Source organism: Halarchaeum rubridurum (assembly GCF_014647115.1).
GTDB classification, from domain to species: domain Archaea; phylum Halobacteriota; class Halobacteria; order Halobacteriales; family Halobacteriaceae; genus Halarchaeum; species Halarchaeum rubridurum.
Genome location: NZ_BMOO01000002.1, coordinates 45,900 through 59,708, shown reverse-complemented (window position 1 = coordinate 59,708; position 13,809 = coordinate 45,900). Strand labels below are relative to the sequence as shown.

Sequence of the window (13,809 nt, the reverse complement as noted above, 5' to 3'; positions counted from 1 at the left end):
TTCGGTGTGCCGCCGCGTCGGGCGACGCGGCACCGAGCACATAGATTTATTAATGAATAATGTGAGGGTACGGGCATGAGAGCCGCACTCTTCTACGGACCGGAGGACATGCGCGTCGAAGACGTCGACGAACCGAGCCCGAGCGACGGCGAGATACTCGTCGACGTCGCCGCGTGCGGGATATGCGGGTCCGACCTCCACTTCTACACCGACGGGCTCCACGGCGACACGGGGTACCCGACGACGCTCGGTCACGAAATCGGCGGCACCGTCGTCGAGACCGGCGACGGCGTCGACATCGAGGTCGGGACCGACGTCGTCCTCAGCCCCCACACGCCCTGCATGGACTGCTGGTGCTGCGAGAACGCGATGTACAACCTCTGTCGGAACCTCGACGCGACGTCGGCGCGACCGGGCGGCTACGCCGAGACGGTCGTCGAACACGCCGACAACGCGCTCGTGCTTCCCGACGGCGTCTCGCCGGCGGACGCCGCCATCGCCCAGCCGATAAGCGTCGGCCTCCACGCCGTCCGCCAATCGCCCGTCGGCGTCGGTGACAGCGCCGTCGTCGTCGGCGCGGGCCCCATCGGCCTCGGCGCGGTGCGGTTCGCCGCCTCCGCCGGCGCGGGCCCCATCTACGTCTCCGAACCCCAGGCGTCGCGTCGAGAGGTCGCCGCGGACTTCGGCGCGGACGTGGTCATCGACCCCGAGGAGGAGGACCCCGTCGAACGAATCCACGAGGAGACCGGGACGGGCGCCGACGTCGCCTTCGAGGCCGTCGGCCACGAGGCGACGCTCGACCAGGCCGTCAGCGCCACGCGCGCCGGCGGGCACACCACGGTCATCGGCGTCTTCGGCGGCGAAGCCGCCTTCGAACCGCAGAAGCTCGTCCGCCACCAGCGCACGGTCGCCGGCTCGACGTCCCACCAGCTCGGCCCCCGCGTCGCCAAGGAGTACAACGTCGTACTCCGCCAGCTCGCCAGCGGCGACCTCGACGCCAACGACTACGTCACGTCACGCATCGACCTCGAAGACGTCGTCGAGGAGGGCTTCGAGACGCTGCTCGACGGCGAGAGCGAGGAGCGCAAGATCCTCGTCTGCCCGTAGGGCGCGGTTTCAGTCGAGCGCCCCGTCGTGCGTGGCGACGATGTGCGCCGGGAGGTCGTCCGCGTCGACGCGCTCCTCGCAGTCCGCGACCGGACACGTCGCCGGGTCGTCGAGCGCGGTCCGCTCGACGCCCGTCCGCGTCTCCGCGAAGACGAACCAGCCGTCGCAGTCGGGACACTGGCGGAGGTGTCGCTCCTCGTCCTGCAGGAAGAACTCGTGGGTCGCCTCACACCGCGGACACTCGACCGTCGTGGCGCGCATGCTCGTCACCGACGCCCCGTGCGCTCAAAACAGTTTGGTCGCGGTCCCGCGAAGCCGCGGGGACCGGCGCTCGACGCGCGCGTTCAGTCGTAGAAGCCCTCGGTCGGGACCCAGTTCTCTTCGAGCGCGTACTCGTCGAGGAGCGCGTCCCAGTTGTCGGGGAACTCGATCTTCTTCGTGACGGGACCGCCGATGGAGGTGCCGGCGATGGCGTTCACGCGACCCGGGCCGCCGACGGCGATGATGTTGATGGCGTCCGTGTCGGCGTACTGCTGGGTCTGCCGGGGCGGAACCTTCCCCGTGTCGTCGCGGGGCTCCTCGTAGCCGTCCAGGGTCCGATAGGAGTTCTCGACGAGGTACTCCTTGACCTCCTGCTTGCTCAGGTCCTCCTTCTCCAGCTCCTCGGCGTTGTAGGGGTTGAAGAAGTGCGTGATCGTCGCGTTGAGGTCCTCGCCGGAGCTCGCGCGCATCGAGGTCGGCGTGTTCTCGATCATGTTGCGCAGGACGTTCTCGGCGTTGTTCTCGTCGGGGAACCACTGCACCCAGCCGTTCGGCCCGGAGAGCGAGATGGTGCTGTCCTCCTCGTCGTAGCCGTTCGTGACGTGATAGGGCTCCCACGGGCTCGCGTCCTGGTTCTCGCCGGCGAGGAAGCTGAACTTGAAGGGGTTGCCCATGACGCCCATGTCCTTCTCGCCGGGGTAGATCTTCGCGGTGTTCCGGTAGGCGATCCCGAGCGCGCGGGGGATCGTCTGGTTCGCGTGGAAGCTCGGGCCGAACGCGCCGGAGCTCGTCTCGATGTCGAGCGCCTCGCGGACGGGGCCGTTGACGACCCACTGGTACGCCCACGACCCGGTGCTGACGGAGAACTGGATGGAGTTCGAGTCCGGGTCGGCGAGCGCGCGGATGCCGGCCTCCAGTACCGGCATGTAGGTCGGGAGACAGCCCGCCATCACGGCGTTCGACGCGAGCTGTTCGACCGTGATGACGTTCTCGTTGTTGCCGAGGTCGCCGAGGACGTGGTCGCGGGGCTTGTCGGTGCCGCGCAGCATCTCGTCGACCCGCTCGTCCGTCGGCGGGATCACGGGGAGGCCGTCCGTCAGGCCGTCCTCGTACAGCGATTGGTTGATCTCCGCTAGCGACTGCTCGTCTGGTGATTGCTGGGACATGAGATATCTCGGGGTGGGGTTACTGCGCGACCGGGTCGGCGCGTTCCTTGTCGTTCAGGGGGCGGGTGAGCTCGTCGACGATGCCGTCGAGGACTTCGTCGGTGACCTCCTCGCGGACGCGTTCGAGGTCCGTCGTCTCGCAGCGGACCGGGGTCTTCTTGTAGCGCAGCGGGCGGCCGCGCTCGACGGCGTTCGACTGGTAGTCGAGCTCGAAGCCCTCGTCGATGAGGCCGACGCCGGGCGTCCCGGCGTCCTCGATGAACTCGATGCCCCACGTGAGGAACTTCGTGCAGGAGCCACAGTCGCCGATGGCGCCGATGGCGACGTCGACGTCCTCGGCCCACTCGGTGACCGCGGCCTGCTCCTCGTCGTTCTTGATCTGGTTGAGGTGCTCGACGTGGTACCACTCGAACGTCGCGTCCGGGTAGCGCTCGGCGAGCATCTCCTGTACCGCGGTGAGGAGGGGTTCAGCCGCCGGCTTCCCGTTGTCGTACAGCCCGATGTGCTTCCCGTCGAGGGAGTCGACACGCGGCGTGAGGGGCTTTTGTTCCGTGTCGTTGCCCGTCGAAGAGGGGGTTACGAGACCCATAGTATGGGTACTATACGCACGGATCATATAGTTTTTGGTGACAGATAATGATGATTCCGCGGCGTCACTCGGCGGCGCCGTACTCCTCGACGAGCGCCGGCCAGTCGTCGGGGTAGTCGACTCCCTCCGTGACCGGCCCGCCGATGGAGGGGCCGATAACGGCGTCGTACTGGCCAGTACGGCCGCCGCCGGCGACGACCCGGACGTACTCGGGGCCCCGGATCTGTGGGACCTGAGCGTTCTCGACGCGGCCGTGGTACCCCTCCAGTGCGCCCTCCCAGAGGACGCCCTTCTGGAACTCGTCGACCGGGATCGCGGAGTTGTCCGCGACGTACCGCTTGACGTCGCGCTTCGAGAGGCCGGCGTCCGCGAGGAGGTCGATGCTCTCGGGACAGAGGACGTACGTGATCGTCTGGTCGAAGTCCCCGCCCTGCTGTTCGCCGCCGACCATCGCCGGCGGCGTGTTGGCGAGCATCCCGCGGAGGACGGCCGCGGCCTCGCGCGCCGCGGGCTCCCACTGGACGAAGCTGTTCGGCCCGGCGAGCGAGATCGTGCTGTCCGCCTCGTCGTGACCGGCCGTGACGTGGAACGGCTCCCACGGGCTCGCTTCCTCGTGCTCCCCGAGGAGCAGGCTGAACTTGAAGGGGTTGCCCATGACGCCCATGTCCTTCTCGCCGGGGTGGATCTTCGCGGTGTTCCGGTAGGCGATCCCGAGCGCCCGGGCGATGGCCCGGTTCGCGCGGTAGTTCGGCCCGTACGCGCCCGTCCCGCCGGCGATCCCGACGTCGTCGCGGACGGGGCCGTTGACGACCCACTGGTACGCCCACCCGCCCGTGCTGACGGAGAACTGGATGGAGTTCGAGTCCGGGTCGGCGAGCGCGCGGACGCCGGCCTCCAGCACCGGCATGTGAGTGGGCAGACAGCCCGCCATCACGGCGTTCGACGCCAGCCCCGCGACCGTGATGGGGTTGTCGTCGTTCCCGAGGCGGCCGATGACCGCGTCGTCGGGCGTGTCGGTGCCGCGTAGCATCTCCGCGACGCGCGCCTCCGTCGGCGGGATCACGGGGAGGCCGTCGGTCATCCCCTGCCGGTAGAGGTCACGCGAAACCGCCGCTATGGACTCGTCGTCGGCGTCGTCTCGGGCCATGTGTCGGTGCCGGCTACTCCGCCGGCCGCCTTGGGCTTTGCGCCGGCGCGGGCGAATCGCACGAATCGGGGCGGTAGAAAGCTTTTTTGCGCTCTCTCGCGGACCTGCGCGTGGCGACAATGGTACACGACGTTCTCATCATCGGGACGGGACCCGCCGGGTTGGCCGCGGGCACGTACGCCGGCCGGGCCGCGCTCGACACGCTGTTCTTCGAGGCGGAGTCCATCGGCGGCGAACTGGTGAACCGACACGAGGTCGAGTCCTTCCCGGGGTTCCCGGACGGCGTCGCGGGCACGGAGCTCCGGTCGCGGCTCGTCGAGCAGGTCGAACAGTACGAGGTCGACGTCGAACTGGAGGCCGTCGAGGCCGTCGAACCCGGCGAGGGCGACGAGCCCCACGTCGTCCGCGCGGGCGGCGCGGCCCACGAGGCGGAGACGGTCATCGTGGCGACGGGGAGCCACTCGGAGCCGCTCGGCGTGCCCGGCGAGGAGGAGTACGAGGGGCGCGGCATCTTCCACTGCGCGACGTGCGACGGCCCGCTCTATCAGGGCGAGCGCCTCGCGGTCGTCGGCGGCGGGAACCACGCCGCCATCGACGCCGTCTTCCTCACGGAGTACGGCTCCGAGGTCCTCCTCCTCACGCCCGATGAGGAACTGTCGGCCGACGCGGCGTTCCGCGAGGAGGTCGCGGACGCGGACGGCCTCACGGTCCGAACGGGCGTCGAGGTCACGGAGGTCCTGGGGAGCGACGGCGTCGTGGACGGGCTCGCGGTCGTGAACGCCGAGGGCGAGGCGGAGACGCTCGACGTCGGCGGGTTGAACATCAACGTCGGCTCCGTTCCGAACACGGGCTTCCTCGACGGTGCGGTGGCCTTAGACGACGAGGGGGCCGTCGTCGTCGGCCCGAACATGGAGTCGAGCGTCGAGGGCATCTTCGCGGCCGGCGACGTCCGACAGGACAGCGTCTTCGAAATCGGCGCGGGCGTCGGCGACGGCATCACCGCCATCGAGTCTGCGAAGGAGTATCTGTAGGGCGCGGCGGTGAGCGGCAGCGAACCGCCGCGGGCAGAGCGAACGGGGAGCGAAGTGACCCGTGAGCCGCGCGAGCCTGAGCGGCAGCGAACCGCCGCGGGTAGCGCGACGGCACGGCGCGCACGCGAGGGGGCGTCCGCGCCGCCGAGAATAACCGGAAATTATTTGGTATCATTCGATGAATGAGTGTATCGTTAATCATGTACGATTACCTCATCGTCGGCGGTGGGAGCGCGGGCTGCGTGCTCGCCCACCGGCTGACGGAAGACGAGGACGTCGACGTGCTGTTGTTGGAGGCGGGGGAGCCGGCGGAGGACCGCGACATGGTCAAGGACCCCACGCGCATCTGGGACGTGCTCGGCTCCGACCTCGACTGGGAGTTCGAGACCGAGCCCCAACCCGGGCTCAACGGCCGGCGCATCGACTGGCCGCGCGGGAAGGCCCTCGGCGGGTCGAGCGTCATCAACGGCATGGCGTACGTCCGCGGTCACCCCTACGACTACGACAACTGGGAGGACCTCGGGAACGAGGGATGGGGGTACGACGCGATGCTCGACTACTTCAAGAGGTCCGAGACGCTGAACGCCGAGGGCGACGAGGCGTACCACGGCGACGACGGGCCGCTGAGCGTCTGGCGCGGGACGCCGGACGAGTTCAGCGAGACCCTCGTCGAGGCCGGCGAGGAGGCGGGCCTCGACGTGAACAGGGACTTCAACGGCGAACAGCAGTCGGGTATCGGCTACTACCACTCGACGATGGACAACGGGCATCGCCACAGCGCGGCGGCGGCGTTCATCAAGCCCGTCCTCGACCGCCCGAACCTCCACGTGGAGACGGGCGCGCACGTCACCGAACTTACCTTCGACGGCGACCGCGCGACGGGTGCGACCTACGAGCAGGACGGCGCGACGGAGACCGTGGAGGTCGCGGACGACGGCGAGGTCCTCCTCGCCGCGGGGGCGCTCCAGACGCCCCAGTTGCTGATGCTCTCGGGTATCGGCCCCGCGGACCACCTCGAAGCGCACGGCATCGACGTCCGCCACGACCTCCCGGGCGTCGGGCGAAACCTCCAGGACCACCTTCGGGTCCCCGTCGTCTACGAGAGCCCGAAACCCATCGAGGCCGCCCCGGAGCCCATCGAGACGGCGGACGGCGAGGAGCGGGGCACCCGCTACGACCGCTCGATGGTCGGTGCCTTCGAGCGCTCCGACCCGGACCTCCCCGCGCCCGACCTCCAGTACGGGCTCGCGCCCGGCGCGGAGAACGACCCGCAGGCCGGGTTCTCGATCATGGTGCTGCCGCTGCGCCCGAGCGCCCGCGGGCGCGTCACGCTCCGGTCCGCCGACCCCCACGACGACCCGGTGATGGACCCCCAGTACATGCTCGACGAGAAAGACGTCGACGACTTCGTCACGGGCATCCGCCGCGCGCGCCGTATCGGCGAGACGGACGCGCTCGCCGAGTACCGCGAACGCGAACTCTACCCCGGCGAGGACGCGCAGAGCGACGAGGAGATCGCGGAGTACATCCGGAACAACGCCGTCTCGGGCTACCACCCGACCTGCACGTGCAAGATGGGTGACGACGAGATGGCCGTCGTCGACGACGACCTCCGACTCCACGGCATCGACGGCCTCCGCGTCATCGACGCCTCCGTGATGCCCCGCGTCCCCAGCGGGAACACGAACGCGCCCACCATCGCCGTCGCGGAGAAGGGCGCGGACCTCGTTCGGAACGACTGAACCGACGCGACACCGCAGTCCCGACGGCGCCGCCGCGCGTGCCGTACGGACGAGCGTCGGCGCGGTACGGCACGCCACGCGCGAAACAAGGCAATCGTTCGTTATCTTTAACCCCGTCGGCCGAGAGGACGAGGTATGATAGACCTCGACGGTGAGACAGCTATCGTCACCGGCGGTGCGCAGGGGTTCGGCCGCGAGATCGCCGCGCGACTCGGCGAGGCCGGAAGCAACGTGGTACTCGCCGACGTACAGGTGGAGCTCGCGGAGGAGACGGCGGACGAGCTCCGCGCGGACGGAATCGACGTCGAGGTGGTCGAGTGCGACGTCACCGACCCGGCGTCCGCGGAGGCGCTCGTGGAGGCGACGGTCGAGCGCTTCGGGAGCCTCGAAATCCTCGTCAACAACGCCGGCGGAAGCAGTACGGACCACTTCACGGAACTCGACTACGACGAGTGGGCGAGCGGTATCTCGCTCAACCTCTCCGGGCCGTTCAACTGCTCGAAGGCGGCCTCGGCGGAGCTGCTGGAGCACGGGAACGGCCGCATCGTCAACATCTCCTCGATGGCGGGGACGAACGTCACCGTCCACGGGAACCCGAGTTACACCGCGGCGAAGTGGGGCGTCATCGGGCTGTCGAAGCACACCGCCCGCGACCTCGGCCCGGACGTCCGCGTGAACGCCATCTGTCCCGGCGGGTCGCCGAACGGCCCGCTGGACCGCGGCGTCACCTCCGAGGACGTCGCCGACACCGTCCTCTTTCTCGTCTCCGACCTCTCCGCGTACGTCAACGCAACCGCCATCGAACTCGACGGCGGCGGCAGCCTGAACGAACGACCGGACTACCTGAGCAAACCGCCGGAGGAGTGGCCGGAGTTCCTGCAGGACCAGTAATCGGCGACGCGCGGCATCGACGCGTCGCGGACGGCCGTCGCTCGGCGTCGTGGCGCGCGAAAACGTGCTGTCCGGTCCGGTTCGTTCGGTCCGGTTCGGTTCGACGGTCGAGCGGGCGGCCGAGCCGCGTTCAGCGCTCGGTGAGGTTGACGCAGATGTTCTTCGTCTGGAGGTAGGAGTCGAAGGCCTCCATCCCCATCTCGCGGCCGATACCGCTCTTCTTGAAGCCGCCGAAGGGCGCGCCGATGGGGCCGCCGAACCACTGATTGACGTAGATGCTCCCCGCCTCTATCTGCTCGGCGGTGTTGAGCGCGGCGCGGACGTCGTTCGAGAAGACGCCGCCGGTGAGGCCCATCTCGACGTCGTTGGCGATGTCGATGGCCTCGCGGCGCTCCGAGAACGGGATGACGCAGAGCACCGGTCCGAATATCTCCTCCTGGGCGATTCGCATGTCGGTCTCGACGTCCGAGAAGACCGTGGGCTCGACGAAGTAGCCCTCGCGGTCGAGGGCCTCGCCGCCGGTCTCGATGGTCGCGCCCTCCTCGACGCCGAGGTCGATGTAGTCCATCACCTTCTCGAAGTGCGCCTCGTAGTTGAGCGGGCCCATGTCGGGGTCGTCGATGCCGTCGCCGAGTTCGTACGCCTCGGCGCGTTCGACGATGAGGTCGAGGAACTCGTCGTAGACGTCCTCGTGGACGATGGCGCGGTCCGCGGCGGCGCATATCTGCCCGGTGTTCATGAAGATACCGAGCGCGATGGCGTCGGCGGCCTCCTCGAGGTCCGCGTCGGGGAGGACGACGGCGGGGTTCTTCCCGCCGAGTTCGAGCGTGACGGGCGTAATGTTGGCCGCGGCGGACTCCATGACGGCCGCGCCGGTCTGGACGCTCCCCGTGAAGGAGACGGTGTCGACGTCCTCGTGGCCGGAGAGCGCCGCGCCCGGCTCCGTCCCGCCGGTGACGACGTTGACGACGCCGTCGGGGACGCCGGCGTCCTCGAAGAGCTCCGCGAGGTGGACGGCGGAGAGCGGCGTGGTCGGTGCGGGCTTGATGACGACGGTGTTACCCGCGACGAGCGCCGGCGCGGTCCCCTGTCCCATCAGGTTGAGCGGGGCGTTCCACGGGATTATCTGTGCGCTCACGCCGTAGGGCTCGCGAACGGTGAAGTCGACCTCCTCGCCGCCCGTGGGGATGCTCTTCCCCTCAAGTTTGCCCGCCGCGCCCGCGTAGTACTCGAGGGTCTGCGCGAGGCCTTCGACGGCACCGCGGGAGTCGGAGAGTGGTTTACCCTGGTCGCGCGTCTCGACCTCCGCGAGGCTCTCGGCGTTCTCGCGGACGACGTCGGCGAGTCGCTGGACGACCTCGCCGCGCTCCGTGGGCGTCTTCGCCTGCCACTCGGGCAGGGCGTCGCGGGCGGCCGCGACCGCCCGGTCGACGTCCTCGCTCGTCCCGGCCGCGAACTCCGCGATGGGTTCCTCCGTCGCGGGGTCTATCGTCTCGCGGTACTCCCCGCTCGTCGATTCGACGAGCTCGCCGCCGATGAACATCCGGTATCGCTCGTTGGTTGCAAGTGACATGATTTGTGGACAACGGCCGACCGTCTCCGCGCTGGTGGGTCCGCTGTTGTCCTCGCGTACGGACGCGACCCAAATAGTTCTATCCATAACGGTTCTTACGGTTCGGTCGGCGATGCCGCGGACGGCACGTGTCCAGGACGGGCAGAGGGGATGACCGGCCTCGGCGGGGCCGCGGGCGACCGCCGATACGCCATCGTCGTCCCATCAGGACGCATATACGACGATTTATGTGCATAGACGCGCGTGTATCGGACCGTCATGCGAGCAGCCAGATACCACGCCAACCGCGACGTCCGCGTGGAGGACGTCGCCGCGCCCGCGCCCGAACCGGACGAAGTCGTCGTCGACGTCGCGGCCTGCGGCATCTGCGGGTCCGACCTCGCCGAGTACAGCCACGGCCCGCGCGCTGGCGAGGAGTCGCTCCCCTACGTCATGGGCCACGAGTTCGGTGGCACCGTCGCCGAGACCGGGGCCGACGCGGACGTCGCCGTCGGGACCGAGGTGGTGGTGAACCCCCTCGTCGCCTGCGAGGACTGCTGGTGTTGCGACGCCGGACAGTACAACCTCTGTCGGAACCTCGTCGTGGTCGGCGCACAGCGCCCCGGCGCGTACGCGGAGCGGGTGCGCGTCCCCGCGACGAACGTCGTCCCCCTCCCCGACGGCGTCTCGCCGGAGACGGCCGCCGTCGCCGAACCGTTCACGGTCGCCTACCACGGCCTGCTGCAGTCGCCCATCCGGTCGGGCGACGACGTCGCCGTCGTCGGGATGGGGCCCATCGGGCTCGCAACCGTCCAGTTGGCCCGCGACGTGGGTGCCGGAACGGTGTACGCCTCCGGCCACCGCGAGGCCCGGCGCGCGCTCGCCGCCGAGTGTGGGGCCGACGTCGTCGTCGACCCGCGCGAGACGGACTTCGTCGAGACCGTCCGTGAGAACACGCGGGGCGGGGCCGACGTCGCCTTCGACGTCACGGGGACCGAATCGGGCTACGCGGACGCGGTCGGGGCCACCCGGCCGGACGGGCACACGACGCTCGTCGGCGTCTTCGAGGACGCAATCGAGGCCGACATCATGGAGTACGTGAGCGCACAGCGGAGCGCGACCGGCTCCGCCGCCTACCAGACCGGGCCGCGCGCCGGCGAGGAGTTCGGCACCGTCCTCCGGAAGTTCGCGGCCGGCGACCTCGACCCCGAGCCGCTCGTGACCTCGCGTATCGCCCTCGACGACATCGAGTCCGAGGGCTTCGAGGCGCTCGCGGACAGCGACTCGGGCGAGGTGAAGGTCCTCGTGCGCCCGTAGGAGAGGCGGGAATCGCCCCGCGCCCTCGTTCCGCGTCGACTACGCGTCCGCGCCCGCCTCCGCGTCCGTGTCCGTGGGGACGAAGCGGTAGAAGACGCGTTCGAGGTCGTCCGGGCCCTCGATGTCGACGACCTTCAGTTCGACCGGGTCGCCGATGGTGAGGTCGTCGTACTCGGCGTCGTCGATGCGCGCGGAGAGGCGCACGTCGACGCCGTCGAGGTCGACGATGCCGACGACGAACGGGAGGTCGTCGACCTTCCCGATGGGCGCACCGGCGCGCATCACGGAGAACGCGTGGAGCGTCCCCGTGTGCGGGAGCGACGTGTAGGAGAGGTCGTCGCTGGTGCACTCGGGGCAGACGACGCGCGGCGGGAAGTGGAGTTCGCCGCAGTCCTCACACTCCGTGGTCGTGAGCGACCCCGCGTCGAGGTTCTCGTAGAACTCGTGGATGCGCGTCTCGTCCTCGCTCTGTATCTCGTAGAAGTCGAAGAGTCGCGGGAAGTCCACGGCGTCCGGCACGCTCGTCGACCCGCGGGGCGGCTCGTCGCTCATTGCGGGTCCCTCCCGAGCGTCATGACGCTGTGTACCGACGCGCTCCCGCTGAGGTTGTGGATGAGGCCCGTCTCGGGGCTGTCCGGCACCTGGCGGGCGGACTCGACCTGCCCCGTGAACTGCTTGTGGACTTCGAGGGCCTGCGAGACGCCGGTCGCGCCCAGCGGGTGCCCGCAGCCGAGCAGGCCACCGCGGGGGTTGACGGCGATATCGCCGTCGAGTTCGCTGCGGCCGTCCTCGATGAACTGCCCGCCCTCGCCCTTCTCGACCCACCCGAGGTCCTCGTACTCGATTATCTCGCTGATGGAGAAGCAGTCGTGTATCTCGGCGACGTCGAGGTCCCTCACGGGGTCCTCGATGCCGGCCTGCTCGTAGGCCTGCTCGGCGGCGACGGTCGCCTGCGGCCACGCGGAGAACGACGGGATGTTGTTGACGGAGTTGCCGGCCATGGTGGACTGACCGCTCCCGGTGATGTACGTCGCCTCGTCGGTGACCTCGCGGGCCTTCTCCTCGCTCATGAGTATGAGGCCCGCCGCGCCGTCCGTGACGCCGCTACAGTCGAAGAGGTGTAGGGGCGGCGCGATGGGGTAGGAGTCGAGGACGTCGTCGACGTCGATGTCCATCTGGAACTGCGCGTAGGGGTTGTTCGCGGCGTGGCTCTTGTTCTTCACCGCGACCTTCGCCAGCTGTTCTTGGGTCGTCCCGTACTCGTGCATGTGTCGCTGGCCGAGGAAGGAGAAGTACGTCGGGGCGTTGAGCCCGTTGACGCCGTCGAACTCGCGATCAACGACGTTCGACATGCTCGTCTGCATCTCCTCGCCGTGGCCGTCGGGGAGGTGCATCTTCTCGACGCCGACGACGAGCGCGGTGTCGAGTTGGCCGGCGGCGATGGCGAGCCACGCGTAGCGCAGCGCGGCCTGCCCGCTCGCGCACGCGAGTTCGGTCCGGGCGATCATCGAGTCCGCCTCGACGCCGAGGAGTTCGGCGACGAGCGGCGCAACGTGCGACTGGAACGCGAAGCGCTCCGGCTGCACGGCGCCGACGAACAGCCCCTCGATGTCCTTCGGGCCGACGTCCGGCACGTCGTCGAACGTCGCCTTCCCGGCCTCCTGCGCGAGGTCCTTCCACGTCGCGTCCCGCTCGCCCCAGTCGGTGTGGCCGCCACCGACGATTGCGGCGTTCCGCGTCACGGCGCGGCCTCCGGCGCGTCGCCGCCGCCGACCACGTCGTGGCGCTCGTTATCACTCTGCATCACGTGTGGCAAGGGAGAGTGACACAATTAATGTTGCGGTCCGTGCACGCGACGGCCGACGCGCCCGGCACGGGCCGAATCCCGCGTCCCGTCGGGGCCGACGGCGCGCAAGTAGGTATGCTTGAGTGGGCGACCAGCGGGCGCGCGTCGTCGCCGCGTCGAACGACTTCCCGAGTATCCGTTTGGTAATGAGAAACGTCTCGGCGCCAGCCGGGAGGGACCCGCTCTCACTTTACGACGATACCGCTGTAAGGAACGGGGGCGACGGGCGGACGCATTCGCGGGCGTTCGCGTGACGAGTCACGCCGTCCAGCGGCGCGGCACGCGGGGGTTCGCCCGTGACGGCGTGCCACGGTCGAGCCGGCGTCGCCGTACCTCGTCTGATATACCCAAACGAATTTGGTGGTGCGCGACGAACTGCGAGACGATGACGACGCCCACGATGCAATCGGTCGAACGGGTCTTCGAGGTGGTGGACGTGCTCTGGCGCGAGGACGGGGCGGGGCCGGCGGCGGTCGCCGAGGCCCTCGACATCCACCGGAGCACCGCGCACGGCTACCTGCGCTCGCTCGAAGCCGTCGGCTACGCGGTCAACGACGGCGGGACGTACGAGCTGAGCTACCGGTTTTTAGATATGGGGACGCGCCTACAGTACCGCAATCGGGTCTTCCAGGCCGCGCGCGAGGAGATATCGCGCTTGTCGCGCGAGACGGGGGAGCTCCCGACGCTCGCCGTCGAGGAGGCGGGGGGCGCGGTCATCCTCCACCAGCGCCCGGGGGAGAACGCCCTCGAACTCGGGACGTACTCGGGGATGCGGACCCCGCTCCACACGACCGCGTCCGGGAAGACCATCCTCGCGCACATGCCCGCGGAGCGCGTCGACGCGGTCCTCGACGGCGGCCTCGAACGCGTGACCGACCGGACCGTGACAGACCCCGAGCGCCTCCGGGAGCGCCTGGCGAGCATCCGCGAGGACGGCCACGCCGTCGACGTCGACCAGCAGGTCGTCGGGATGGGGACCGTCGCCGTCCCGCTCCACCCGGACGACGACCACGTCGCCAGCCTCGCCATCGCCTGTCCCTCGGAGCGCATCCGGAACGAGTCGTACCAGGACGAACTGGTCGGCGCGCTCAAGGAGTCGCGCAACCGCATCTCCATCAAGTATCAGTACGGGCGGTAGGCACCGTCACCTTGATTACCGA

At 69.3% G+C, this 13,809-nt stretch carries 13 protein-coding genes; 6 read left to right on the top strand and 7 right to left on the bottom strand.

Annotated features, from left to right (window positions below):
* The first annotated feature begins 75 nt into the window (after positions 1 to 75).
* Positions 76 to 1,107, top strand: coding sequence for a zinc-dependent alcohol dehydrogenase (locus IEX84_RS03840; RefSeq protein WP_188870014.1), 1,032 nt, complete (start codon positions 76 to 78; stop codon positions 1,105 to 1,107).
* Between the two features lie 9 nt (positions 1,108 to 1,116).
* Here IEX84_RS03840 and IEX84_RS03835 read toward each other — a convergent pair whose 3' ends face one another.
* From IEX84_RS03835 to IEX84_RS03820, 4 genes are all read right to left on the bottom strand, one after another.
* Positions 1,117 to 1,368, bottom strand: a complete 252-nt coding sequence (locus IEX84_RS03835; RefSeq protein WP_188870012.1) for a hypothetical protein — start codon at positions 1,366 to 1,368, stop codon at positions 1,117 to 1,119.
* A gap of 83 nt (positions 1,369 to 1,451) precedes the next feature.
* Positions 1,452 to 2,534, bottom strand: coding sequence for a hypothetical protein (locus IEX84_RS03830; RefSeq protein WP_188870010.1), 1,083 nt, complete (start codon positions 2,532 to 2,534; stop codon positions 1,452 to 1,454).
* Positions 2,535 to 2,553: 19 nt separating this feature from the next.
* Positions 2,554 to 3,123 carry a UGSC family (seleno)protein gene (locus IEX84_RS03825; RefSeq protein ID WP_188870008.1) on the bottom strand — a complete coding sequence of 190 codons (570 nt, stop codon included), beginning with the start codon at positions 3,121 to 3,123 and terminating at the stop codon, positions 2,554 to 2,556.
* Positions 3,124 to 3,187: 64 nt separating this feature from the next.
* Positions 3,188 to 4,270 (bottom strand): hypothetical protein, encoded by a 1,083-nt coding sequence (locus tag IEX84_RS03820; protein ID WP_188870006.1) that lies wholly within the window; start codon positions 4,268 to 4,270, stop codon positions 3,188 to 3,190.
* A 119-nt stretch (positions 4,271 to 4,389) separates the two neighbouring features.
* On the opposite strand from IEX84_RS03820, the gene IEX84_RS03815 reads away from it, so the two are divergent.
* The 3 genes from IEX84_RS03815 (at position 4,390) to IEX84_RS03805 (ending at position 7,934) form a co-directional block, all read left to right on the top strand.
* The gene (locus tag IEX84_RS03815) at positions 4,390 to 5,301 is read left to right on the top strand and encodes an NAD(P)/FAD-dependent oxidoreductase (RefSeq protein WP_188870004.1); all 912 of its coding nucleotides are present in this window, start codon (positions 4,390 to 4,392) and stop codon (positions 5,299 to 5,301) included.
* Positions 5,302 to 5,501: 200 nt separating this feature from the next.
* The gene (locus IEX84_RS03810) at positions 5,502 to 7,043 is read left to right on the top strand and encodes a GMC family oxidoreductase (protein WP_229732300.1); all 1,542 of its coding nucleotides are present in this window, start codon (positions 5,502 to 5,504) and stop codon (positions 7,041 to 7,043) included.
* 135 nt (positions 7,044 to 7,178) lie between these two features.
* Positions 7,179 to 7,934: an SDR family NAD(P)-dependent oxidoreductase gene (locus IEX84_RS03805; RefSeq protein WP_188870000.1), complete on the top strand. Its 756-nt coding sequence runs from the start codon at positions 7,179 to 7,181 to the stop codon at positions 7,932 to 7,934.
* A 130-nt stretch (positions 7,935 to 8,064) separates the two neighbouring features.
* Here the strand turns inward: IEX84_RS03805 and IEX84_RS03800 are convergent, their stop codons facing one another.
* The gene (locus IEX84_RS03800) at positions 8,065 to 9,507 is read right to left on the bottom strand and encodes an aldehyde dehydrogenase family protein (protein ID WP_188869998.1); all 1,443 of its coding nucleotides are present in this window, start codon (positions 9,505 to 9,507) and stop codon (positions 8,065 to 8,067) included.
* Positions 9,508 to 9,765: 258 nt separating this feature from the next.
* Here IEX84_RS03800 and IEX84_RS03795 point away from each other — a divergent pair, with 258 nt between their 5' ends.
* Entirely contained in the window at positions 9,766 to 10,803 is a 1,038-nt protein-coding gene (locus IEX84_RS03795; protein WP_188869996.1) for a zinc-binding dehydrogenase, read from the top strand.
* A gap of 39 nt (positions 10,804 to 10,842) precedes the next feature.
* On the opposite strand, the gene IEX84_RS03790 is transcribed toward IEX84_RS03795, so the two are convergent.
* A complete protein-coding gene (locus IEX84_RS03790) occupies positions 10,843 to 11,355 on the bottom strand; it encodes a Zn-ribbon domain-containing OB-fold protein (protein ID WP_188869994.1) in 513 nt (170 codons plus the stop codon).
* Positions 11,352 to 12,545: a thiolase C-terminal domain-containing protein gene (locus tag IEX84_RS03785; protein ID WP_188869992.1), complete on the bottom strand. Its 1,194-nt coding sequence runs from the start codon at positions 12,543 to 12,545 to the stop codon at positions 11,352 to 11,354. Before IEX84_RS03785 ends, IEX84_RS03790 begins: the two co-directional genes overlap by 4 nt.
* A gap of 489 nt (positions 12,546 to 13,034) precedes the next feature.
* Here IEX84_RS03785 and IEX84_RS03780 point away from each other — a divergent pair, with 489 nt between their 5' ends.
* On the top strand, positions 13,035 to 13,787 hold the full coding sequence (locus IEX84_RS03780; RefSeq protein WP_209590351.1) for an IclR family transcriptional regulator: 753 nt from the start codon (positions 13,035 to 13,037) through the stop codon (positions 13,785 to 13,787).
* The last annotated feature ends 22 nt before the right edge of the window (positions 13,788 to 13,809 follow it).

Coding starts and splice junctions, on each gene's coding strand:
- IEX84_RS03840 (WP_188870014.1), top strand. CDS start 76: ATGAGAGCCGCACTCTTCTACGGACCGGAGGACATGCGCGTCGAAGAC.
- IEX84_RS03835 (WP_188870012.1), bottom strand. CDS start 1,368: ATGCGCGCCACGACGGTCGAGTGTCCGCGGTGTGAGGCGACCCACGAG.
- IEX84_RS03830 (WP_188870010.1), bottom strand. CDS start 2,534: ATGTCCCAGCAATCACCAGACGAGCAGTCGCTAGCGGAGATCAACCAA.
- IEX84_RS03825 (WP_188870008.1), bottom strand. CDS start 3,123: ATGGGTCTCGTAACCCCCTCTTCGACGGGCAACGACACGGAACAAAAG.
- IEX84_RS03820 (WP_188870006.1), bottom strand. CDS start 4,270: ATGGCCCGAGACGACGCCGACGACGAGTCCATAGCGGCGGTTTCGCGT.
- IEX84_RS03815 (WP_188870004.1), top strand. CDS start 4,390: ATGGTACACGACGTTCTCATCATCGGGACGGGACCCGCCGGGTTGGCC.
- IEX84_RS03810 (WP_229732300.1), top strand. CDS start 5,502: ATGTACGATTACCTCATCGTCGGCGGTGGGAGCGCGGGCTGCGTGCTC.
- IEX84_RS03805 (WP_188870000.1), top strand. CDS start 7,179: ATGATAGACCTCGACGGTGAGACAGCTATCGTCACCGGCGGTGCGCAG.
- IEX84_RS03800 (WP_188869998.1), bottom strand. CDS start 9,507: ATGTCACTTGCAACCAACGAGCGATACCGGATGTTCATCGGCGGCGAG.
- IEX84_RS03795 (WP_188869996.1), top strand. CDS start 9,766: ATGCGAGCAGCCAGATACCACGCCAACCGCGACGTCCGCGTGGAGGAC.
- IEX84_RS03790 (WP_188869994.1), bottom strand. CDS start 11,355: ATGAGCGACGAGCCGCCCCGCGGGTCGACGAGCGTGCCGGACGCCGTG.
- IEX84_RS03780 (WP_209590351.1), top strand. CDS start 13,035: ATGACGACGCCCACGATGCAATCGGTCGAACGGGTCTTCGAGGTGGTG.